This is a genomic window from Sphaerotilus microaerophilus (assembly GCF_023734135.1).
Classification (GTDB): Bacteria; Pseudomonadota; Gammaproteobacteria; order Burkholderiales; family Burkholderiaceae_C; genus Sphaerotilus; species Sphaerotilus microaerophilus.
Genome location: NZ_AP025730.1, coordinates 2,759,523 through 2,782,378 on the forward strand (window position 1 = coordinate 2,759,523; position 22,856 = coordinate 2,782,378).

The 22,856-nt window shown below is 68.3% G+C and carries 16 protein-coding genes and 4 tRNA genes; 14 read left to right on the forward strand and 6 right to left on the reverse strand.

Going from position 1 to position 22,856, the window contains the following annotated elements; genetic code table 11:
* The first annotated feature begins 32 nt into the window (after positions 1-32).
* The 10 genes from NGK70_RS11985 (at position 33) to NGK70_RS12030 (ending at position 11,123) form a co-directional block, all read left to right on the forward strand.
* Positions 33-1,202, forward strand: a complete 1,170-nt coding sequence (locus NGK70_RS11985; protein ID WP_251973436.1) for an efflux RND transporter periplasmic adaptor subunit — start codon at positions 33-35, stop codon at positions 1,200-1,202.
* 33 nt (positions 1,203-1,235) lie between these two features.
* Positions 1,236-4,391: an efflux RND transporter permease subunit gene (locus tag NGK70_RS11990; protein ID WP_251973437.1), complete on the forward strand. Its 3,156-nt coding sequence runs from the start codon at positions 1,236-1,238 to the stop codon at positions 4,389-4,391.
* A 92-nt stretch (positions 4,392-4,483) separates the two neighbouring features.
* A tRNA-Leu gene (locus NGK70_RS11995) sits at positions 4,484-4,570 on the forward strand.
* 32 nt (positions 4,571-4,602) lie between these two features.
* Positions 4,603-5,910, forward strand: coding sequence for a trigger factor (gene tig, locus NGK70_RS12000; RefSeq protein ID WP_251973438.1), 1,308 nt, complete (start codon positions 4,603-4,605; stop codon positions 5,908-5,910).
* A gap of 204 nt (positions 5,911-6,114) precedes the next feature.
* A complete protein-coding gene (gene clpP / locus NGK70_RS12005) occupies positions 6,115-6,723 on the forward strand; it encodes an ATP-dependent Clp endopeptidase proteolytic subunit ClpP (RefSeq protein ID WP_310742601.1) in 609 nt (202 codons plus the stop codon).
* A gap of 76 nt (positions 6,724-6,799) precedes the next feature.
* Positions 6,800-8,074 carry an ATP-dependent Clp protease ATP-binding subunit ClpX gene (gene clpX / locus NGK70_RS12010; RefSeq protein WP_251973439.1) on the forward strand — a complete coding sequence of 425 codons (1,275 nt, stop codon included), beginning with the start codon at positions 6,800-6,802 and terminating at the stop codon, positions 8,072-8,074.
* Positions 8,075-8,217: 143 nt separating this feature from the next.
* Positions 8,218-10,641 (forward strand): endopeptidase La, encoded by a 2,424-nt coding sequence (gene lon, locus NGK70_RS12015; protein ID WP_251973440.1) that lies wholly within the window; start codon positions 8,218-8,220, stop codon positions 10,639-10,641.
* Between the two features lie 136 nt (positions 10,642-10,777).
* A tRNA-Gly gene (locus NGK70_RS12020) sits at positions 10,778-10,853 on the forward strand.
* A gap of 63 nt (positions 10,854-10,916) precedes the next feature.
* Positions 10,917-10,990 (forward strand) — tRNA-Cys (locus NGK70_RS12025).
* A 57-nt stretch (positions 10,991-11,047) separates the two neighbouring features.
* Positions 11,048-11,123: transfer RNA gene (locus NGK70_RS12030), tRNA-Gly, on the forward strand.
* 179 nt (positions 11,124-11,302) lie between these two features.
* Here the strand turns inward: NGK70_RS12030 and bamC are convergent.
* The 6 genes from bamC to NGK70_RS12060 form a co-directional block, all read right to left on the reverse strand.
* Entirely contained in the window at positions 11,303-12,487 is a 1,185-nt protein-coding gene (gene bamC / locus NGK70_RS12035) for an NlpB/DapX family lipoprotein (RefSeq protein ID WP_251973441.1), read from the reverse strand.
* A 118-nt stretch (positions 12,488-12,605) separates the two neighbouring features.
* On the reverse strand, positions 12,606-13,487 hold the full coding sequence (dapA, locus tag NGK70_RS12040) for a 4-hydroxy-tetrahydrodipicolinate synthase (protein WP_251973442.1): 882 nt from the start codon (positions 13,485-13,487) through the stop codon (positions 12,606-12,608).
* 27 nt (positions 13,488-13,514) lie between these two features.
* Complete coding sequence (locus NGK70_RS12045) at positions 13,515-14,156, reverse strand: class I SAM-dependent methyltransferase (RefSeq protein WP_256490853.1); 642 nt, start codon at positions 14,154-14,156, stop codon at positions 13,515-13,517.
* Positions 14,157-14,164: 8 nt separating this feature from the next.
* A complete protein-coding gene (locus NGK70_RS12050; protein ID WP_251973444.1) occupies positions 14,165-14,314 on the reverse strand; it encodes a hypothetical protein in 150 nt (49 codons plus the stop codon).
* A 6-nt stretch (positions 14,315-14,320) separates the two neighbouring features.
* Positions 14,321-15,565 carry an MFS transporter gene (locus NGK70_RS12055; RefSeq protein WP_251973445.1) on the reverse strand — a complete coding sequence of 415 codons (1,245 nt, stop codon included), beginning with the start codon at positions 15,563-15,565 and terminating at the stop codon, positions 14,321-14,323.
* Between the two features lie 107 nt (positions 15,566-15,672).
* Positions 15,673-16,422: a hypothetical protein gene (locus NGK70_RS12060; RefSeq protein ID WP_251973446.1), complete on the reverse strand. Its 750-nt coding sequence runs from the start codon at positions 16,420-16,422 to the stop codon at positions 15,673-15,675.
* Between the two features lie 256 nt (positions 16,423-16,678).
* On the opposite strand from NGK70_RS12060, the gene NGK70_RS12065 reads away from it, so the two are divergent.
* From NGK70_RS12065 to parC, 4 genes are all read left to right on the forward strand, one after another.
* On the forward strand, positions 16,679-18,694 hold the full coding sequence (locus NGK70_RS12065) for a DNA topoisomerase IV subunit B (RefSeq protein ID WP_251973447.1): 2,016 nt from the start codon (positions 16,679-16,681) through the stop codon (positions 18,692-18,694).
* Positions 18,695-19,013: 319 nt separating this feature from the next.
* Entirely contained in the window at positions 19,014-19,760 is a 747-nt protein-coding gene (locus NGK70_RS12070; protein ID WP_251973448.1) for an OmpA family protein, read from the forward strand.
* A 73-nt stretch (positions 19,761-19,833) separates the two neighbouring features.
* Positions 19,834-20,379, forward strand: coding sequence for a hypothetical protein (locus NGK70_RS12075; protein ID WP_251973449.1), 546 nt, complete (start codon positions 19,834-19,836; stop codon positions 20,377-20,379).
* A gap of 114 nt (positions 20,380-20,493) precedes the next feature.
* Positions 20,494-22,854, forward strand: coding sequence for a DNA topoisomerase IV subunit A (parC, locus tag NGK70_RS12080; protein ID WP_251973450.1), 2,361 nt, complete (start codon positions 20,494-20,496; stop codon positions 22,852-22,854).
* Positions 22,855-22,856: the final 2 nt, after the last annotated feature.

Sequence of the window (22,856 nt, forward strand, 5' to 3'; positions counted from 1 at the left end):
TTGATTTTTTCCCAGCCAAGGCGCCACGCACCATGCGCATTCCCGTCCTGTTCCTGCCGACCCTGCTGGTCGCCGCTGTCCTCACGGCCTGCAGCCGCAGCGAGGCACCGGCCGAGCCGGTGCGCGCGGTGCGCACGATGACGATCGGCACCGGTTCCGCCACCGCGTTGAACGAGTACGCAGCCGAGGTGCGCGCACGCACCGAGTCGCGCCTGGGCTTCCGGGTCGGCGGCAAGCTGGTGAAGCGGCCGGTCGAGCTGGGCGAGGTGGTCAAGCCCGGCCAGCTGCTGGCCCAGCTGGATGGGGCCGACCTGCAGCTGGCGCAGGACGCCGCCCAGGCTGCGCTGCGCGCGGCCCAGGCGAACCTGGACCAGGCGGCGGTGGACCTGAAGCGCGCCCGCGAGCTGCAGGCGCAGCAGTTCGTCGGCGTGGCGGAGGTCGATCGGCGCGAGACGGCGCTCAAGGCCGCCCAGGCCACGCTGGAGCAGGCGCGCGCGCAGTCCTCGGCGCAGGGCAACCAGGCGGCGTACACCCGGCTGCTGGCCGATGCGGCCGGTGTCATCACCTCGGTGGAGGCCGAGCCGGGCGCCGTGCTGGCCGCCGGCACGCCGGTGCTGCGGCTGGCGCAAGACGGGCCGCGTGACGTGGTGTTCAGCGTGCCGGAGGACCGCCTGCCGGCGCTGCGTGCGCTGCGCGGCAAGGCCGGGGCGCTGCAGGTGCAGCTCTGGGGCGGTGACGCGGGGGCAGCGACGCCGCTGGCGGCCACGGTGCGCGAGGTGGCCGCCGCCGCCGATCCGACGACCCGGACCTTCCTGGTGAAGGCCGATCTGGTGAAAGCCGATGCGGCGAAGGTCGATGGGGGCCACGGCGAGGTCCGCCTCGGGCAGACCGCCACGGTGCGCGTGCCCGGTGCGGCCCGCGAAGGCGTGGTGCGCCTGCCGCTGGCGGCGGTGCTGGAGCAGGGCGGGCGCAGCGTGGTCTGGGTGCTGGACCCGCAGGCCATGACGGTGGACACCCGAGCCGTGCAGGTCGCCGGGGCCGATGCGCGCCAGGTGATCGTGAGCGCCGGGCTGGCGGCCGGGGCCGAGGTGGTCACCGCCGGGGCGCATGCGCTCACGCAGGGGCAGAAGGTGCGCCGCTACGTCGAGCCGAAGGCCGCGGCGCCGGTGGCCCTGCCGGCCAGCCTGGCCGCATCGCGCTGAGCGCGCGGTGACAGTGGACACGGGACCGGCGGCATGAAACTGCACACCCACGACCGGCCGCACCGCAGCGGCTTCAACATCTCCCGCTGGGCGCTGGAGCACCCGGCGCTGACGCGCTACCTGATGATCGTGCTGATGGTGCTCGGCATCGCCGCGTACTTCCAGCTCGGGCAGGACGAGGACCCGCCCTTCACTTTCCGCGCCATGGTGGTACAGGCCGCCTGGCCGGGCGCGACGGCACAGCAGATGGCCGAGCAGGTCACCGACAAGATCGAGAAGACGCTGCAGGACGTGCCCTACACCGACGTCATCCGCAGCTACACCAAGCCGGGCGAGTCGGTGACGATCTTCCAGATCAAGGACAGTTCGCCGCCCAAGGAGGTGTCGCAGGTCTGGTACCAGGTGCGCAAGAAGATCGGCGACATCCGCCCGACGCTGCCGCAGGGCGTGCTGGGCCCCTTCTTCAACGACGAGTTCGGCGACGTCTACGGCTCGATCTACGCGCTCTCGGCCGACGGCTTCAGCCAGGAGGAGCTGCGCGAGTTCGGCGACCAGGTACGCACGCGCCTGCTGCGGGTCAAGGACGTGGCCAAGGTGGAGATCTTCGGTGCGCAGGCCGAGAAGATCTTCATCGAGATCCCCGGCAAGCGGCTGGCGCAGCTCGGCCTGGACCTGAACCAGGTGGTGGCGCAGCTGGGTGCGCAGAACGCGGTCGAAGGCGCTGGCGCATTGGATGCGGGCTCGCAGAACCTGCAGCTGCGCGTGGGCGGCCAGTTCAACTCGGTCGACGAGCTGGGTCGCATGCCGATCCGCGCGGTCAACCCGGCCACCGGCGTGGCCAGCCAGCTGCGCCTGGCCGACATCGCGCAGATCCGGCGTGGCACCATCGATCCGCCCACCGTCAAGGTGCGCCACCAGGGCCGCCAGGTGCTGGCGCTGGGGGTGTCGATGGCCAAGGGGGGCGACATCATCGAGATGGGCAAGGCCCTGCGCCAGGAGGTGGGGGCGCTGCGCGCGGACCTGCCGGTGGGCATCGAGCTGCAGCAGATCCAGGATCAACCGACCTCGGTGTCGACCTCGGTGAACGAGTTCATCCAGGTGCTGATCGAGGCGGTGGTGGTGGTGCTGGGCGTGAGCTTCATCAGCCTGGGCCTGCACACCCGCCCGCTGCGCATCGACGTGTGGCCCGGCGTGGTGGTGGGCATCACCATCCCGCTGGTGCTGGCGATCACCTTCGTGACGATGTACTACTGGGGCGTCGGGCTGCACAAGATCTCGCTGGGCTCGCTGATCATCGCGCTGGGCCTGCTGGTGGACGACGCGATCATTGCCGTCGAGATGATGGTGCGCAAGCTGGAGGAGGGGCACGACAAGCTCTACGCCGCTACCTACGCCTACGACGCCACCTCGATGCCGATGCTCACCGGCACGCTGATCACCGCGGCCGGCTTCCTGCCCATCGGCATGGCCAAGTCGTCGGTGGGCGAGTACACCTTTGCGATCTTCGCGGTGACCACCGCGGCGCTGGTGATCTCGTGGCTGGTCTCGGTCTACTTCGTGCCGGCGCTGGGCGCGCGCTTCCTGCGGGTGAAGCCCCATGCCGACGGCGGTCACCCGCACGAGCTGTTCGACACGCCGTTCTACGCGCGCTTTCGCCGTCTGGTGAACTGGTGCGTGCAGCACCGCTGGATCACCATCGGGCTGACGATCGCCACCTTCGTCCTCGGCCTGGCGGGCATGGGGAAGGTACAGCAGCAGTTCTTCCCGGACTCGAACCGGCCCGAGCTGCTGGTCGAGCTGTGGCTGGCGGAGGGCTCGACCCTGGCGGAGAGCGAGGCGGTCGCGACGCGCCTGGAGGCCACGCTGATGCGCGAGCCGGCCGTGACCTCGGCCACCGCCTGGGTGGGCAGCGGCGTGCCACGCTTCTACCTGCCGCTGGACCAGGTCTTCGCCCAGTCGAACGTCAGCCAGTTCATCGTGATGACCAAGAGCCTCAAGGACCGCGATGCACTGCGCCAGCGCCTGCCGCACGTGCTGGCCGAACAGTTCCCCGAGGTGCGCGCGCGCGTCAAGCTGCTGGCCAGCGGGCCGCCGGTGGCCTACCCGGTGCAGTTCCGCGTCATGGGGCCGGATGCGGCGCAGGTGCGTCACTGGGCCGACCTGGCCAAGGAGCTGCTGCGGCGCAACCCGAACATGCGGGGGGTGAACGACAACTGGAACGAATCGGTCAAGGCGCTCAAGCTGGAGATCGACCAGGACAAGGCGCGTTCGCTGGGCGTGACCAGCCAGGGCATCGCCCAGGCCACGCGCATGCTGCTGACGGGCACCACCATCGGCCAGTACCGCGAAGGCGACAAGCTGGTGGACATCGTGCTGCGCCAGCCGCCCAGCGACCGCGCGGCGATCACCGACCTCGGCTCGGCCTACGTGCCCACCGCCAGCGGCCGGCCCGTGCCGCTCACGCAGATCGCCCGCATCAGCCACGGCTGGGAGCCGGGCGTGCTGTGGCGCGAGAGCCGCCAGTTCGCCGTCACGGTGCAGGGCGACGTGGCCGAGGGCATGCAGGGCGCCACGGTGAGCGCACAGTCCTGGCCGGCGATGCAGGAGCTGATCAAGCGCATGCCGCCGGGCTACACCATCACCGTGGCCGGCGCGGTGGCCGAGAGCAGCAAGGGCCAGGGCTCGATCGCCGCGGGCGTGCCGATCATGCTGTTCCTCATCTTCACGCTGCTGATGCTGCAGCTGCAGAGCTTTTCGCGCGCCATGTTGGTCTTCCTGACCGGCCCGATGGGCATCGCCGGGGTCGCCGCCGCGCTGCTGCTGCTGAACCGGCCGTTTGGTTTCGTCGCGCTGCTCGGGGTGATCGCGCTGATGGGCATGATCATGCGCAATTCGGTGATCCTGATCGACCAGATCGAGCAGGACCGCATGGCCGGCGTGCCCACCTGGGAGGCGATCGTCGAGTCGGCGGTGCGGCGCTTCCGCCCCATCGTGCTGACGGCCGCGGCCGCCGTGCTGGCGATGATCCCGCTGTCGCGCAGCGTGTTCTGGGGGCCGATGGCGGTGGCCATCATGGGTGGGCTGATCGTCGCCACGGCGCTCACCTTGCTGGCGCTGCCGGCGATGTATGCCGCCTGGTTCCGGGTGCGGCGCGAGCCGGGTGCGGGCGGCCGGCTCGCCGCGGGCTAGAATCGCAGATTCAAGGATCGCCCGAGGGGAGTTCTCGCTGACTCCCCTCGCCGTTTTGCAGCCGGCTTGCGCCGCCGGCATTGCAGATCACCGCGCGGGTGGCGAAATTGGTAGACGCACCAGGTTTAGGTCCTGACGCCTTCACGGGCGTGCCGGTTCGAGTCCGGCCCCGCGCACCAGGCAACCAGCAAACACGAAAGAGTCTGAGCAAATGGCTGTTACTGTGGAGACCCTCGAGAAACTCGAGCGCCGCATCACGCTGACCCTGTCGGCCGAAGACATCCGCAAGGAGGTCGAAAACCGCCTCAAGCGCCTCGCCCGCACGGTCAAGGCCGACGGCTTCCGTCCCGGCAAGGTGCCGATGGGCGTGGTCACGCAGCGATACGGCTACTCGGTGCAGTACGAGGTCGTCAACGACAAGGTCGGCCAGGCCTTCACCCAGGCGGCCAACGAGGCCGAGCTGCGCGTGGCCGGCATGCCGCGCATCAGCGAGAAGGAAGGCGCAGCCGAGGGCGAGGTGGCCTTTGACGCGGTGTTCGAGGTCTACCCCGAGGTGGTGGTTGGTGACCTGGCCGAGGTCGAGGTCGAGCGCGTCACCAGCGAGGTGACCGACGCTGCGATCGACCGCACCCTGGACATCCTGCGCAAGCAGCGCCGCAGCTTTGCCGACCGTGCCGCTGATGAAGTGGCCACCGACGACGACCGCGTGACGATCGACTTCGAAGGCAAGATCGACGGCGAGCCCTTCGCGGGCGGCAAGGCCGAAGGTTTCCAGTTCATCCTGGGCGAAGGCCGGATGCTGGAGCAGTTCGAGAAGGCCGTGCGCGGCATGAAGGCGGGCGAGTCCAAGACCTTCCCGCTGGCCTTCCCCGAGGACTACCACGGCAAGGACGTGGCGGGCAAGGAAGCCGACTTCCTGGTCACGCTGACGAAGATCGAGGCGCAGCAGCTGCCGGCGGTCGATGCCGAGTTCGCGCAGTCCCTGGGCATTGCCGATGCGACGGTCGAGGGCCTGCGTGCCGACATCAAGAAGAATCTGGAGCGCGAGGTCAAGTTCCGCGTGGCCGCTCGTAACAAGCAGGCCGTGATGGCCGCGCTGGAGAAGGCCACCAGCTTCGACCTGCCCAAGGCGCTGGTCGATAACGAGCTGGAGCGCTTGGTCGCCGGTGCGCGCGAGGACCTGAAGCAGCGTGGCATCAAGGACGCCGACAAGGCCCCGATCCCCACCGAGGTCTTCCAGCCCCAGGCCGAGCGCCGCGTGCGCCTGGGCCTGACGGTGGCCGAGGTGGTGCGTGCCAACAACCTGAGCGCCACGGTCGAGCAGATCAAGGCGCATGTCGACGAGCTGGCCCAGAGCTACGAGAAGCCCGAGGACGTGGTGCGCTGGTACTTCGGCGACCAGCAGCGCCTGGCCGAGGTCGAGGCGGTGGTGATCGAGGCCAATGTGGCCGAATTCGTGCTCGGCCGCGCCAAGGTCGTGGACAAGGCGCTGGCTTTCGACGAGCTGATGGGGGCCTGATTCCTCCCATCCGGCCCATCCTGGAGGGTGGGCAGTTTGCACGGGGGCGCTTTCGAGCGCCCCTTGTCACATTCGGGTCGTCTCCCACTGCCCGCATGGGGTGCTGGCAAGGCACATAATCGGGCCCGAATTTCGGACCGGCCGGCATGGTGCGCTGCACCTGCAGCCGTTGGTTGAGCGGCTGCGGCCGTCGCAAGGGAATCCATGAGCGCACTCGACACCAACAACCTGGGCATGGTGCCCATCGTCATCGAACAATCGGGCCGCGGTGAGCGCGCCTACGACATCTACTCGCGCCTGCTGCGCGAGCGGGTGATTTTCCTGGTCGGTCCGGTGAATGACCAGTCGGCCAACCTCGTGGTGGCGCAACTGCTGTTCCTGGAGAGCGAGAACCCCGACAAGGACATCTCGCTGTACATCAACTCGCCGGGCGGCAGCGTGAGCGCCGGGATGTCGATCTACGACACCATGCAGTTCATCAAGCCGCAGGTCTCGACGCTGTGCATGGGTCTGGCTGCCTCCATGGGCGCCTTCCTGCTGGCGGCGGGCGCCAAGGGCAAGCGCTTCTCGCTGCCGAACTCCAAGATCATGATCCACCAGCCGTTGGGTGGAGCACAGGGTCAGGCGACCGACATCGAGATCCACGCCCGCGAGATCCTCAAGACCCGCGAGCAGTTGAACCGGATCCTGGCCGAGCGCACCGGGCAGTCCCTGGAAAAGATCCAGAACGACACCGAACGTGACTACTTCATGTCGGCCGATGAGTCGCAGACTTACGGACTGATCGATCAGGTGCTGGCCAAGCGAGGCTGACACCGGGTCGCTGGCCGGCGTGGCGGCCCGTTTTTTTTGACTTATCATCTTTTTCGATTCCTCAAGGCCGCATCCCATGCCCGAGAAAAAAGGTTCCTCCGGCGAGAAGATTCTGTACTGCTCGTTTTGCGGCAAGAGCCAGCACGAGGTCAAGAAGCTGATCGCCGGGCCGTCGGTGTTCATCTGCGATGAGTGCATCGAGCTGTGCAACGACATCATCCGCGACGAGGTGCCTGCCACCGAAACTGGCGTCAAGGGCGGGCGGGCCGACCTGCCGGTGCCCAGTGAGATCAAGGGCATTCTTGACCAGTACGTGATCGGGCAGGACCCTGCCAAGCGCACGCTGGCGGTGGCGGTGTACAACCACTACAAGCGGCTCAAGCACATGGGCGACAAGCCCAAGGGCGATGACGTCGAGCTGTCCAAGAGCAACATCCTGCTGATCGGGCCAACCGGCTCGGGCAAGACGCTGCTCGCCCAGACATTGGCGCGTCTGCTGAACGTGCCCTTCGTGATCGCCGATGCCACCACGCTGACCGAAGCTGGCTACGTGGGCGAGGACGTCGAGAACATCATCCAGAAGCTGCTGCAGAACTGCAACTACGAGGTCGAGCGGGCGCAGCGGGGCATCGTCTACATCGACGAGATCGACAAGATCTCGCGCAAGGCCGACAACCCGTCGATCACCCGCGACGTTTCCGGCGAAGGTGTGCAGCAGGCGCTGCTCAAGCTCGTCGAGGGCACCTTGGCCAGCGTGCCGCCCCAGGGCGGGCGCAAGCACCCGAACCAGGATTTCCTGCAGATCGACACGACCAACATCCTGTTCATCTGCGGTGGTGCTTTCGATGGACTGGAGAAGGTGATTGCCAACCGTTCCGAGAAGTCTGGCATCGGCTTTGGCGCCAGCGTCAAGAGCAAGCAGGAGCGCAGCATCTCCGAGGTGTTCAAGCAGATCGAGCCCGAGGACCTGATCAAGTTCGGCCTGATCCCGGAGCTGGTCGGTCGCCTGCCGGTCATTGCGACCCTGGGCGAGTTGACCGAGGACGCGCTGGTGCAGATCCTCACCGAGCCCAAGAATGCGCTGGTCAAGCAGTACCAGCGGCTGTTCTCGATGGACGGTGTGGACCTGGAGATCCGCCAGTCCGCCCTGCGTGCGATTGCCGAGAAGGCGCTCAAGCGCAAGACGGGCGCGCGCGGCCTGCGCTCGATCGTGGAGCAGGCCTTGATGGACACGATGTTCGATCTGCCGACGCTGGACGGCGTGGCCAAGGTCGTGATCGACGAGCACACCATCGAAGAGAACCACAAGCCGCTGCTGGTCTACCGCGAGCAGGCCAAGGCCAGCGCCTGATCCCTACACCGGCGGCCACCCTGCCTTGGTACTGTGGCCGCCTTCCCGGCGGAGCCCGTCCGCTGGGCACGTCGTGTGCCCCATGACGTGCCCTTGCAATCCGGCGCTGCGCTCCCAGATGGAGCGCTGAAAGAGAGGTTCTGATGTCCGGTCATCCCATTCTTCCCCCTGAGCCCATCACGCTGCCGTTGCTCCCGCTGCGCGACGTGGTGGTGTTCCCCCACATGGTCATCCCGCTCTTTGTCGGCCGGCCCAAGTCCATCAAGGCGCTCGAGGCCGCGATGGAGGCGGGGCGCCAGATCATGCTGGTGGCCCAGAAGGCGGCCGGCAAGGACGAGCCCATGCCGGACGACATGTTCGAGACCGGTTGTGTCTCGTCGATCCTGCAGATGCTCAAGCTTCCCGACGGCACCGTGAAGGTACTGGTCGAGGGCCTGCAACGCGCCAATACGCAGAGCATCGATGACAGTGGCGAGTACTTCACCACCGTCGTGGTGCCGGTGCCGGTGCCAGACCAGGGCTCGCCCGAGATCGAGGCCCTGCGCCGCGCGGTGACCCAGCAGTTCGACCAGTACGTCAAGCTCAACAAGAAGATCCCGCCCGAGATCCTGACCTCGATCGGCGGCATTGATGACGCCGGCCGACTGGCTGACACGATCGCGGCGCATCTGCCGCTCAAGCTCGAAGCCAAGCAGGCCATCCTTGATTTGGTGCCGGTGTCGGGGCGCCTGGAGAAGCTGCTGGAGCTGCTGGAGCACGAGGTCGACATCCTGCAGGTGGAGAAGCGCATCCGTGGCCGCGTCAAGCGCCAGATGGAGAAGAGCCAGCGCGAGTACTACCTGAACGAGCAGGTCAAGGCGATCCAGAAGGAGCTGGGCGAGGGCGAAGAAGGTGCCGACCTCGAAGAGCTCGAGAAGAAGATCGTCGCCGCCAAGATGTCGAAAGAGGCGCGCAAGAAGGCCGAGGCCGAGCTGAAGAAGCTCAAGCTGATGTCGCCGATGTCCGCCGAAGCAACGGTGGTGCGCAACTACATCGACACCCTGATCAACCTGCCCTGGGCCAAGAAGAGCAAGGTCAAGCACGACCTGCCGCTGGCCGAGGACGTGCTCAACGAGGACCACTACGGCCTGGAGAAGGTCAAGGAACGCATCCTCGAATACCTCGCGGTGCAGCAGCGCGTGGACAAGGTCAAGGCACCGATCCTCTGCCTGGTCGGTCCTCCGGGCGTGGGCAAAACCTCGCTGGGCCAGAGCGTGGCGCGCGCGACCGGACGCAAGTTCGTACGCATGGCGCTGGGCGGCGTGCGTGACGAGGCCGAGATCCGCGGGCACCGCCGCACCTACATCGGCTCAATGCCAGGCAAGGTGCTGCAGAGCCTGAGCAAGGTCGGTGTGCGCAACCCGCTGTTCCTGCTCGACGAGATCGACAAGCTGGGCATGGACTTCCGTGGCGATCCGTCTTCGGCGCTGCTGGAGGTGCTTGACCCCGAGCAGAACCACACCTTTTCGGACCACTACGTCGAGGTCGACTTCGACCTGTCGGATGTGATGTTCATCGCGACCTCCAACTCGCTGAACATCCCGCCGGCGCTGCTGGACCGCATGGAGGTGATCCGTCTTTCTGGCTACACAGAGGACGAAAAGGTCTCGATCGCCCAGCGTTACCTGCTGCCGAAGCAGCGCAAGAACAACGGCGTCAGTGACGACGAACTGGATGTGGCGGAAGACGCTATCCGCGGAATCATCCGCTACTACACCCGCGAGGCGGGGGTTCGTTCGCTGGAGCGTGAGATCTCCAAGATCTGCCGCAAGGTGGTCAAGGGCCTGTCGCTGAAGAAGTACGACGCGAAGGTGGTCGTGACGGCCGAGAACCTCAACGACTATCTCGGCGTGCGCAAGTACAGCTATGGCGAGGCCGAGAAGCAGGACCAGGTCGGTCAGATCAACGGGCTGGCCTGGACTGAAGTGGGCGGTGACCTGCTGACGATCGAGGCGGCGGTGATGCCTGGCAAGGGCCACATCATCCGCACCGGCTCGCTGGGCGACGTGATGAAGGAGTCGGTCGAGGCTGCGCGCACCGTGGTACGCAGCCGTGCAGCGCGCCTGGGCATCAAGGACGAGCTGTTCGAGAAACGCGACATCCACATCCACGTGCCGGACGGTGCAACGCCGAAGGATGGTCCGAGTGCCGGTGCGGCAATGACAACGGCCCTCGTATCAGCACTGACTGGCATCCCGGTGCGTGCCGATGTGGCGATGACCGGCGAGATCACGCTTCGCGGTGAAGTGACGGAGATCGGTGGCCTGAAAGAGAAGCTGTTGGCCGCCCACCGGGGTGGCATCAAGACAGTGCTGATCCCGGAGGAGAACGCCAAGGATCTGCAGGACATCCCCGAAAACGTCAAGAATCACCTCGAGATCGTGCCTGTGCGCTGGATCGACAAGGTGCTGGAGATCGCGCTGGCCGGCAAGCCGACGCCGCTGCCCGAGGAAGAGGCGAAGGTGGTAGTCGAGCCGATCGCTGCGGATGCGGTGCCCGCTCCGGCCACGGATGCCACGAAGCATTGATGCTGTGAAGGTGAGTTGAGGATTCGCCATCCCCAAAAATTCTGCAAAGGGGCTTGCGGTCTTCAAAGAATTTGTTCTATAATCTCTTTCTCGACGCGCAAGACACTGAATCAAGTGAAAACGCATCGAATCCCAAGCGGGAGTAGCTCAGTTGGTAGAGCGCAACCTTGCCAAGGTTGAGGTCGCGAGTTCGAGACTCGTCTCCCGCTCCAGGTTGACCTGGGAATGAGGTTGGTGAAGCTTCTTTCTCGTCGGCTTGCAGTCTGGTATTTCGCGGCGCGATAGCAAAGCGGTTATGCAGCGGATTGCAAATCCGCCCAGGGCGGTTCGACTCCGCCTCGCGCCTCCAGGTCTGATGGGGTTTCGGTTGTGTTGATGGATTTGGTGTTGTTGTGATTCGTTGAATGCGGGAGTAGCTCAGTTGGTAGAGCGCAACCTTGCCAAGGTTGAGGTCGCGAGTTCGAGACTCGTCTCCCGCTCCAAATTTAAGAAGCCGCCTGACTAAGGCGGCTTTTTTTCGTTCGTTGATCCGAACGGTAAACGGTGAGGATGTGGGGGGCCTGCGATCGATTGCGTCGATACAGCGCCCTCCAGGTCCGCTTGCCGTTTGAAGGCCGTTGCTGCCAATGCGACGACGGCCTTCAGGGTTTGCCAGCGGCAGTCAGCGCAGTTCGGGCAGCAGCAATTGCACGATGGAGCGCGCGCTGTCGTCGGCCAGCGGTTGGCCGTCCGCGTTCAGGACTTCCAGCAGACTGGTGCCACCGGTCGTGCTGATCTTCAGCCGATAGCGCTTGCCACCGAGGTCTTCCTTCTTGGCGCCGAACAGGCGTTGGAAGACGTTCGGCTCTTCTTTGCCGGCGAGCTTCGGGTCCACGTAGCGCACGAAGTACAGGCCCTGGTTGCGGTCACGGTCTTCCAGCGTGAAGCCGCCTCGGTCCAGCGCCATGCCCACGCGCCGCCAGGTGCGTTCGAAGCCATCGTCGATCTGCAGGGTCGCCGCACTGCGGCCGTCCAGCACGCGGGCGCGAGGCGCCGCGGCCGGCACGTTGGCCACGGCCTGAGCCGTGCTGGCCGCCACCTGGGCAGTCGGCCGGGCTTCTTCACGCGGGCCAAGCTTGAGCATCAGGCGCGCCAGCATCTCGGCTTCCAGGTCCGGCTCGCTCGGGCGCATGACCCAGCGTGAGCGGTCTTTCTGGTCGCCGACGATCTCCTCGGTAGCGCCGCGGTGGCTGACATAGACCTCGCTGCCACCTCCTGGGGCGCGCTCGATGCGCGTGCGGTAGCGATCACGCTCCCCCGTGTCGAAGGCGTTCTCGAAGACCCGGCCCACGGTGCGGGTGACAAAGTTCTGCGGCAGCTTGGCGCGGTTCTCTGCCCAGTCGGTCTCCATCACACCCAGTTCGGGCCGATCGGTGACGAGGACGAAACCGTTTTGCTGCCAGAACTCACGCAGCAGCGGCCACAGCTGTTCCGGTGTCTGGCGGGTCACCAGCCAGCGGGCGTTTCCACTGCGCTCGATGCGCAACTCGCCAGCGACGGGAGCCGCGGGCGCCACCGCTGGGGCCAGTCCGGGCGGTGCCGCCTGCATGGCCGTGGCACTGACCGGGGCGCCCGACGGCGGGGCATAGCGCGGGTCGCTGGCCAGCTGGGTCAGGTCAGGCGGGACGTCCAGCGTGGGCGCCTTGACGGTGGCGGTGCTGCGGTAATCGACCTTGGCGGGGGAGAGCCCGTCCGACACGGAGGAGCAGGCCAGCAATGCACTGCCCGCGAGACTCAAGGCCGACCAGCGGCAGGCGGTGGCACAGGCCAGGGAAATACGGCCACGGGCGTGGGAGCGACGCGTCACGTTGATGGGGACTCCGGTGCGATGCCCGCCGCGTGGGCGGCTGCGGTGCGTGGAGCGGGACGACACGGTATCGCCCGCAGGGTGAGGGGGCCGGCGCCACGGCGCCGGCGGGTGTGGGTCAGAGCAGGCCGGCCTCGCGCATCGCGGCTTCAAGGCCGGGCACGAGGGCGTCGGTCATCGGCACCATGGGCAGGCGCAGCGCCCCGCCGCACAGGCCCAGGCGCTGCATCGCCCACTTGACGGGTACGGGGTTCGGCTCGGCAAACAGCAGCTTGTTCAGTGAAGCGAGCTTGAAGTGGATCTCGCGCGCCGTCTTCGCGTCACCGGCCACGGCGGCGCGGCAGAGATCGGCCATGGCGCGCGGGGCGATGTTGGCGGTGACGCTCACGTTGCCCTGGCCACCCAGCAGCATCAGGGCGATGGCGGTGCCGTCGTCACCCGAGTAGACCGAGAAGCCCTTGGGCGCGTGCTTGATCAGCCAGGCGGCGCGCTCGATGTTGCCCGTCGCCTCCTTGATGCCGATCACGCCCGGCACCTGGGCCAGGCGCAGCGAGGTCTCGGGCAGCATGTCCGCCACAGTGCGGCCGGGCACGTTGTAGAGCATCACCGGGATGTCAACGGCTTCGGCGATGGCCTTGAAGTGCTGGTACATGCCTTCCTGGGAAGGCTTGTTGTAGTAAGGCACCACGCTGAGCGTGCAGTCGGCGCCGACTTCCTTGGCGTACTTCGACAGCTCGATCGCCTCGCGGGTGGAGTTGCCACCGGCACCGGCCATCACCGGTACACGTCCGGCAACCTGCTCGACCGCCGCGCGGATGATCTCGCAGTGCTCCTCGACCGACACGGTAGGCGATTCGCCTGTGGTGCCGACCACGCCGATGCAGGCGGTGCCTTCGGCGATGTGCCAGTCGATCAGTCGGCGCAGGGCCGGGTAATCGACGCTGCCGTCCTCGTTCATCGGCGTGACGAGCGCGACGATGCTGCCAACAATGGGATTCATGGATGCTGTCCTTGTAATCGTTCAATTCTAACTGTGGCTCCCGGCCCCTTCGGCCGGGCCCACGTGACCCGGGTGCTGGGGGCTGGGGGCGGTGTCGGCGGCGCCCAGCGGTGGGGCCAGTGCAGGGACTGCTCCGGCGTTTCGCAATGCGGCCACGCGTTGCACGTGTCGGCGTGGTGCGTCGAGCCAGCCGTCCTCGTAGGCCACGACGCGCCAGTTGGACGCTGGTAGCGCTGCCAGCAGCTCGCCGGGCTGGAGCAGGAACTCGGCGCGCGATGGCCGCCCGACCTCGCCCTGTTGGGCGCCAAAGGTTTCGTACAGCAGCAGCCCACCCGGGGCGACTGCGTCCATTGCGTCGGCCAGGCGAGGGCGCCAGAGGTAGTTCGTCACCACGACGGCGTCGAAGCGGCGTCCGGCCAGCGGCCAGTCGGCGCCCTCCAGGTCGGCGATGACGATTTCTGCCAGTTCGTGCAGCGGCGCGATGGCCACTGCATCGCGGTCCACGCCCGTCACCCGGCAGCCCTGCGCGGCCAGCCAGCGCAGGTGCCGGCCGCTGCCGCAGGCCAGGTCGAGCACGGTTGCGCCGGGCGTCAGCAGGTGCGTGAATCGGGTGATCCAGTCGGAAGGGGGGGAAGGGGGCGCGGCCGTGGCAGGGGCTTGAGCCGGGATGGGCGAGGTCAGAAGCAGCTCCAGAGGCGATTGCCGAGGTCCACCACCATCTCGGGCAGCAGGTAGGCGAGGAACACCAGCAACAGCACCGCGACCACCAGCAGTCGCAAGATCCAGAGTCGCCAGGGCAGGCGCGAGCGGGGCGCCGTTTCGGCCATGGCGGGTCAGGCCGGTTGGCCCAGCGCGGGCGGTCGGGCGATGGCCCCCTCGCGCACCGGCAGGTTCACCAGGGCGGCGAAGACGCCCAGCGCGATCGAGATCCACCAGACGATGTCGTAGCTGCCGCTGCGGTCGTAGAGCACGCCACCCAGCCAGACGCCGAGGAAGGAGCCGATCTGGTGGCTCAGGAAGACGAAGCCGCCCAGCATCGAGAGGTGGCGCACGCCGAAGATCTGCGCGATCACCGCATTGGTCGGTGGCACGGTGGACAGCCAGAGCAGGCCCATCACCGCCGAGAAGAGGTAGACCGACCAGGGCGTCAGCGGCGCGGCCAGGAAGACGATGATCACCACCGAGCGCAGCAGGTAGATCGCCGCGAGCAGGTGGCGCTTGGCGATGCGCTGGCCCAGCACGCCGGCGGCATAGGTGCCGAAGACATTGAACAGGCCGATCAGCGCCAGCGCCGCAGTGGCCACTTCGGGCGCCTGGCCGTGGTCCTTCAGGTAGCTGGGCATGTGCACGCCGATGAACACCACCTGGAAGCCGCAGACAAAGTAGCCGGCGGTGATGAGCAGGAAGCTGCGGTAGCCGAAGGCCTCGCGCAGCGCCGCTCCGATGCCCTGCGCGTGCATGCCGCCGTGCGCAGCGGCCGTCTTCGGCTCACGCAGCCACAGCGACAGCGGCAGGATCGCCAGTGCCAGGAGGGCCAGCGCGAACAGCGAGGGCTGCCAGCCGAGGTGGCCGATCAGCCAGTTCTCCACCGGCACCATCAGGAACTGGCCAAAGGAGCCGGCCGCCGCGGCCACGCCCATCGCCCAGGAGCGTCGCTCGGCCGGTGCGTTGCGGCCAATCACGCCATAGACCACCGCGTAGGTGCAGCCGGCCTGGGCGACGCCGATCAGCACCCCCGCGCTGGCGGCAAAGCCCAATCCGGTGGCTGCGGTGGCCATCCACGCCAGGCCCGCCGCGTAGAGCAGCCCTCCGGCCTGCAGCACCCGGGTGGCGCCCCAGCGGTCGGCCAGCATGCCGGCGAAGGGGCCAGCCAGGCCCCAGGCCAGGTTCTGAAGCGCCATCGCGAAGGCAAAGGTCTCGCGTGTCCAGCCGCGTTCCATCGTCACCGGCTGCAGCCACAGGCCGAAGCCATGGCGGATGCCCATCGAGACGGTGACGATCAGGGCGCTGCACAGCAGCACCTGGCGCAGGGACAGGGGGGCCGGCGACGCCGTCGCGGGGAGTGCGGAAGAAGACATGGGCCGGCACTTTAGAGCATTGCGCCAGGGCGCACCCGGTTCCGGAAATGACAAGGGCCGGCAAGGCCGGCCCTTCGGGATGCTCGGGCGCAGGCCCTGCGGTCAGGTCAGAAGCGGAAGCCGAGCTTCAGCCCGTAGCTGGACGCGTCACCGGTCTTGTCGCCCTCGACGGCGATGTTGACCAGGCCGAGGTTCAGGTTCACGCCAGCGAAGACCTTGCTCTCGTCGAAGCTTTCCTTCTGGGTGGCGGTCGGCACCTGACCGTCCACCGTCTTGGCCTGCGAGGCGACCTTCACGATGCCCACGCCGGCGTACGGGGTGAACATCAGGAAGCCCTTGGAGATCGACAGGTCCAGGCTGGTGGTGCGCAGCTTGAGCTGGTCGACGCCGCTGGCGTAGCTGACGCCGCCGCGCAGGGCGATGGCCGGCATCAGGGTGCTGCCGGGCAGGATGGCCCAGCGCAGCTCGGCGCCCGAGACGCGCAGGTCGGTGCCCGGCACGGTGCCGACGGCGGCGCCAATGTCGATGTTGAAGGGCAGGCCCTTGACGACGCGCACGGTGGTCACCGGCAGCGTCTTCGGCACGGTCGAGCCGTTGGCCGCCTTGGCCAGGATGTCGCGGTGCTGCAGCGAGGTGCCGGTGGCGGCGACACCGATGTCGAAGCCGGTGATGCCCAGCGACTCGGCCGGCACCAGGCCCTTGTAGGACAGCGCTGCGCCCAGGTCTTCACTGAGCAGACGGAAGTCGGTCTGAGTCAGCGTATTGATCTTGTTGAGATCGGCCGCCTGGGCGGTCAGGACGGGGACGAGCAGGGCGGCGGCGCCGAGCAGGCGCAGGGAGGGGGCGGTGGTCTTCATGGCAACTTCCTTGCACGAGGCAGACAGAACGGCGCGAAGGCTAGCACCGGCCTGTGTCGGTGCCTGGCGTTCCCGCGCGCCATGTGTGTCCTTCGGTGACACATCTCGCACCGCGTGCGGCTCTGGCAAGCGCCTGCTTGCAGGGTGACCGGTCATTGGTTGTGAAATTGCAACGGTTTGACCGGTGCGGTAGCCCGCCAGGCGTCCGCGACGCCCTCGCGAAGCGGCCGCGGCAGGCTGCCTAGAATCCGCCGCCATGTCGACCTCCCTGCCCCATCCGTCCCCTTCGCTTTCGTCAGCCTCTTCGTCCGCGGCATCCAACTACGCCGAGGGCTCGATCCGCGTGCTCAAGGGCCTGGAGCCCGTCAAGCAGCGCCCGGGCATGTACACCCGCACCGACAACCCGCTGCACATCGTGCAGGAGGTGATCGACAACGCCGCCGACGAGGCGCTGGCGGGTTTTTGCCGGCGCATCCAGGTCACGCTGTACGCCGATGGCTCGGTGGGCGTGGAAGACGATGGCCGCGGCATCCCCTTCGGCCTGCACCCCGAGGAGCAGGTGCCGGTGGTGGAGATCGTGTTCACCCGGCTGCATGCCGGCGGCAAGTTCGACAAGGGCTCGGGCGGCGCCTACAGCTTCTCGGGCGGCCTGCACGGCGTCGGCGTAAGCGTGACCAACGCGCTGGCCACCCGGCTGCAGGTGCAGGTCTGGCGCGAGAAGCAGTCCGCCGTCCTGGCCTTCTCCGGCGGCGACGTGATCGAGCCGCTGGTGGTGCGCCCCGCCACGCCGGGCGAGCGCCGCCAGGGCACGGCGGTGCGGGTCTGGCCGGACGCGAAGTACTTCGACAGCAACGAGCTGCCGCGCCACGAGCTGGTGCATCTGCTGCGCAGCAAGGCGGTGCTGATGCCGGGCGTGACCGTCACGCTCAAGACCGAGAAGACCGGCGAGGTGATGACCTGGGCCTACAAGGGCGGCCTGCGCGACTACCTGAGCCAGAGCCTGAACGGCGAGCCGCTGATCCCGCTCTTCGAGGGCGAGCAGTACGCCGGCAGCGGCGAGACCGAGAACTTTGCCGAGGGCGAGGGCGCGAGCTGGTGCGTGGCCTTCACCGAGGACGGCGCGCCGCTGCGCGAGAGCTACGTCAACCTGATTCCCACCGTGGCCGGCGGTACGCACGAGGCCGGTCTGAAGGACGGCCTGTTCGCCGCGGTCAAGGGCTTCATCGAGCTGCATGCGCTGCTGCCCAAGGGTGTCAAGCTGATGCCCGAGGACGTGTTCTCGCGCGCCAGCTTCGTGCTCTCGGCCAAGGTGCTGGACCCGCAGTTCCAGGGCCAGACCAAGGAGCGCCTGAACAGCCGTGACGCGCTGCGGCTCGTCACCGCCTATGTGCGCCCCGCCCTGGAGCTGTGGCTGAACCAGCACGTGGAGTACGGCCGCAAGCTTGCCGAGCTGGTGATCCGCCAGGCGCAGAGCCGCCAGCGCGCCAGCCAGAAGGTCGAGAAGAAGCGCGGCTCGGGCGTGGCGGTGCTGCCGGGCAAGCTGACCGACTGCGAGAGCCGTGATCTCGCGCTGAATGAAGTCTTCCTGGTCGAGGGCGACTCGGCCGGTGGCAGCGCCAAGATGGGCCGCAACAAGGAGACCCAGGCGGTGCTGCCGCTGCGCGGCAAGGTGCTCAACGCCTGGGAGGTGGAGCGCGACCGGCTGTTCGCCAACGCCGAGATCCACGACATCTCGGTGGCGGTCGGCGTCGACCCGCACGGGCCGGAGGACGCGGCGGACCTGTCCGGTGTGCGCTATGGCAAGGTCTGCATCCTGTCCGACGCCGACGTGGACGGCTCGCACATCCAGGTGCTGCTGCTGACGCTGTTCTTCCGCCATTTCCCACGCCTGATCGAGGCCGGGCATGTGTACGTCGCCAAACCGCCGCTGTTCCGCGTCGATGCGCCAGCCCGCGGCAAGAAGCCGGCGGCCAAGTTCTATGCGCTGGACGACGGCGAACTGCAGGCCATCCTCGACAAGCTGCGCAAGGAAGGCGCGCGTGAAGGCAGCTGGAGCATCAGCCGCTTCAAGGGCCTGGGCGAGATGAGCGCCGAGCAGCTCTGGGACACCACGCTCAACCCCGACACCCGCCGCCTGCTGCGGGTGGACTACGGCGCACTCGACCTGGCGGCCACCGCGCTGTCGATGGGCAAGCTGATGGGCAAGGGCGAGGCCGCCGCGCGCCGCGAGCTGATGGAGCTGCACGGCGACAGCGTCGAAGTGGACGTCTGACCCGCGTCCCGGCGGGGCCTGCCCCGCCTTTGCGCCCCCCGGGGACGTGGGGCGCCGGACCGACGGCCCCATCGGGTCGCGGGGGCTGCCCTGCGGTGCCGACTTCGGCTGCGGCCCGACAATGCGAGAACTCCTGCGCATCCGGACTGAATTGCCGGATCGGGCGATGGACAGATCTGCCGGATTGAGTACATTCTTTTACATATTGGTGCATCCGGCACTGTTTTCGCGGGTTTGGCAGGAGGAAGGTCGGCATATGGGCCCGTTGGTGCGGGTAGGGGTTTGGGGCGCGTTGCTGTCAGCGGCGGCGTGGTTGGCGTTGGGCTGGTATGCAGCGAGCTTCGGTGCGGCCCGACCGGCCGAACTGCGTGCGCGGGCGCAGGTGGGGGCCACGCAGGCCCTGGCCGATGCCGGGTTCCCCTGGGCGCGGCTGAAGATCAGCGAGAGCGTCGGCGTGCTGCACGGTGATGCACCCGATGAACCCGCCCGGGCGGCGCTGGAGCGCCGGGCGCGCGAGTTGCTCGCGCCGTACATGGGCCTGCCGGGTGTCTTCCTGGGGATGGACAACCGGGTGCGGGTGCGCGCCCGCCAGGCGCATGCGCAGACCTACGCGGACCTGCCGCCCACCAGTGCGGGTCTGCCGCAGGCCGCTTCGGTTGCGTCGGCCGATCCTTTGGCGGGCCGGGGCCTGGGCGCCGCCTGCTCTGCGGCCTTCGACGCGGCGCTGGGTGGCGAGGCCATTCATTTCCGCGCCGCATCCAGCCAGCTCGAAGCGCCAGCCCGGCCGCTGCTCAAGCGCCTGGGCTCGGTGGCGGTGCGCTGCCCGGCCTGGCGTGTCGTCGTGGAAGGCCATGCCGACGGCCGGGGCGACACCGCCGTCAACGAGCGGCTTGCCCGCCGGCGCGCTGCGAGCGTGGCCGCCGAGTTGCTGCTGCAGGGCGTGCCCATCGGCCAGCTGGAGACAGTCGGTCAGGTCACGCCCGCGACAGCCGGCGCGGGTGATGCGCTGGCGGCGGCGGCCGGCCGGCGCGTGGCCTTCCGCTTCGTGCAGGCCGAGGCCGATTGACGCGCCGGGCGACCACCCCAGCTGGCTGACGACCACCCACCCCGACCTGACCAGACCTCGAACGGAGTCCCGCGTGTTCCTGCTCGCTCAACTGTGGATCTACCTGCTGGCCGCCTTTGGTCTGGGCATCGTCGCCGGGCTGGCGGTCGGGCTGTGGCGCTGGGCCCGGCACGCCGAGCGCTCGATGCAGGAGGCGGAGTTCCGTCACACCGAGCAGATGTATTCGGTGAGCGCCGAGCACGAAGAGACCATCGCCGCGCTGGAGGCGGCCCGCCTGGAGGCCAACCGCGCCCTGGAAGCGCAGGAGGCCGACACCGACGGCCTGCGTGCGCGCATCGAGGAGCGCGACAAGCAGATCAAGGACCTGAGCGCGATGCTGGTGCGCGTCAACCACGACCTGGCGAAGGCCGAGGGGGCGCGGCGCAAGCTGGTCGAGGACGGCAAGGGCGACCGTGACGAGGTGGAGGCGCTGCGCAAGCAGGTGGTCGCCAGCCGGGCCGAACTGGCACAGGCGCTGGGCGCCTCCGAGCGCGAGATCCTCACCCTGCGCGAGCAGCTGCTGGCCGAGCGGACGGCGCGCGGCGGCGCCGCCAGCGGGCCCGAGGCGGCAGCAGCCTGATCGTCGAGCTGGATCGGCGGCCTGCCAGACCACGTCAGATAACATCGCGCGCCTTGCAAGCGCCGCAGGGCGGTGGCGCCATCCCGGCACGCTGCCCAGGCGGCCCAGGTGCCGATGGATCCACAATCCCCCCTCGATTTCTCCCCGTCCGCCCCCCAGGGCGGTGACCAGCTCACACTCGCCCACTACGCCGAGCGGGCCTACCTCGAATACGCCCTGAGCGTCGTCAAGGGCCGCGCCCTGCCCGATGTGTGCGACGGGCAGAAGCCGGTGCAGCGCCGCATCCTCTACGCGATGCAGCGCATGGGGCTGGGCTTCACCAACAGCACCGGCGCGGCCGGGGCCAAGCCGGTCAAGAGCGCCCGCGTGGTGGGCGACGTGCTCGGCCGCTACCACCCGCACGGCGATACCGCTGCCTACGACGCCCTGGTGCGCATGGCGCAGGACTTCAGCCAGCGCTACCCTCTGGTGGACGGCCACGGCAACTTCGGCAGCCGCGATGGCGACGGCGCCGCGGCGATGCGCTACACCGAGGCGCGCCTGGCACCGATCGCCCGCCTGCTGCTCGACGAGATCGACGAGGGCACGGTCGAGTTCGTGCCCAACTACGACGGCTCCACCGAGGAGCCGCGCCAGCTGCCCGCGCGCCTGCCCTTCGTGCTGCTCAACGGCGCTTCGGGCATCGCGGTGGGCCTGGCCACCGAGATCCCCAGCCACAACCTGCGCGAGGTGGCCGCCGCCGCGGTGGCGCTGATCCGCGACGAGCAGCTCAGCGACGAAGCGCTCTACCAGCTCGTGCCTGGCCCGGACTACCCGGGCGGCGGCCAGCTCATCAGCAGCGCCGAGGACATCCGCGACGCCTACCGCACCGGCCGCGGCTCGCTGAAGGTGCGCGCGCGCTGGAAGATCGAGGAACTGGCGCGCGGCCAGTGGCAGCTGGTGGTCACCGAGCTGCCGCCGGGCACCTCGGCGCAGAAGGTGCTCGAAGAGATCGAGGAGCTGACCAACCCGAAGGTCAAGACAGGCAAGAAGGCGCTCACCGCCGACCAGACCCAGCTGAAGGCGGCCGTGCTGGCGGTGCTGGACGGCGTGCGCGACGAGTCCAGCAAGGACGCCGCGGTGCGCCTGGTGTTCGAGCCCAAGAGCCGCACTGTCAGCCAGAGCGAGCTGATCACCAGCCTGCTGGCGCACACCAGCCTGGAGAGCTCGGCGCCGGTCAACCTGACGATGGTCGGCGCCGATGGCCGCCCGACGCAGAAGAGCCTGCGCCAGATGCTCACCGAGTGGGTGGGCTTCCGCCTGGAGACGGTGCAGCGGCGCACCCGCCACCGCCTGGGCAAGGTGCTGGAGCGCATCCACATCCTCGAAGGCCGGCAGCTGGTGCTGCTCAACATCGACGAGGTGATCCGCATCATCCGCGAAGCCGAGGAGCCCAAGGCGGCGCTGATCGAGCGCTTCCGCCTGAGCGATCGCCAGGCCGAGGACATCCTGGAGATCCGGCTGCGCCAGCTCGCGCGGCTGGAGGCCATCAAGATCGAGCAGGAGCTGGCGCAGCTGCGCAGCGAGCAGGAGAAGCTGCAGGACATCCTGGACCACCCGGCCAGCCTGAAGCGGGTGACGATCCGTGAGATCGAGGCCGACACCAAGGCCCATGGCGACGAGCGCCGCACGCTGATCCAGGCCGAGAAGAAGGCCGTGGCCGAGGTCAAGGTGGTCGACGAGCCGGTGACCGTGGTGGTCAGCGCCAAGGGCTGGGTGCGTGCGCGCACCGGCCACGGCCACGACCCGGCGGGCTTTGCCTTCAAGGCCGGCGACGGGCTGTACGGCACCTTCGAGTGCCGCACGGTGGACGCGCTGATCGTCTTCGGCAGCAACGGCCGGGTCTACTCGGTGCCGGTGAGCGGCCTGCCCGGCGCGCGCGGGGACGGCGTGCCGATCACCACGCTGGTCGACCTGGAGGCCGGCACCCGCGTGGTGCACTACCTGGCCGGTGCTGCCGAGCAGCTGCTGCTGCTGGCCCACAGCGGCGCCACCGGCCTGCTGGCCAAGCTGGGTGACCTGGTGGCGCGCAACAAGGGCGGCAAGGCCTTCCTGAGCCTGGAGGCGGGCGAGCTGCCCTTTGCGCCGGTGCGCATCGAGCCCGGCCACAGCCAGGTCGCCTGCGCCACCGCGCTCGGGCGGCTGCTGGTCTACGGGCTGGATGAGCTCAAGCAGCAGCCCAACGGCGGGCGCGGCCTGATGCTGATGGACGTGGAGGCGGACGACCCGCTGGTGGCAGTGACCAGCTTTGCGCAGAACCTGCGCGTGCTGGGCAGCGGGCGCGGCGGCAAGGCCAAGGACGAGGAGCTGCGTCCGAATGCGGTGGCGCAGCACACCGGCAAGCGCGGCCGCAAGGGCAAGCCGCTGAACTTCTCGATCAAGGTGCAGGCGCTGCAGGCGGTGGCCCCGCCGCAGCCGGCCGCCACCGCGGGCTGATC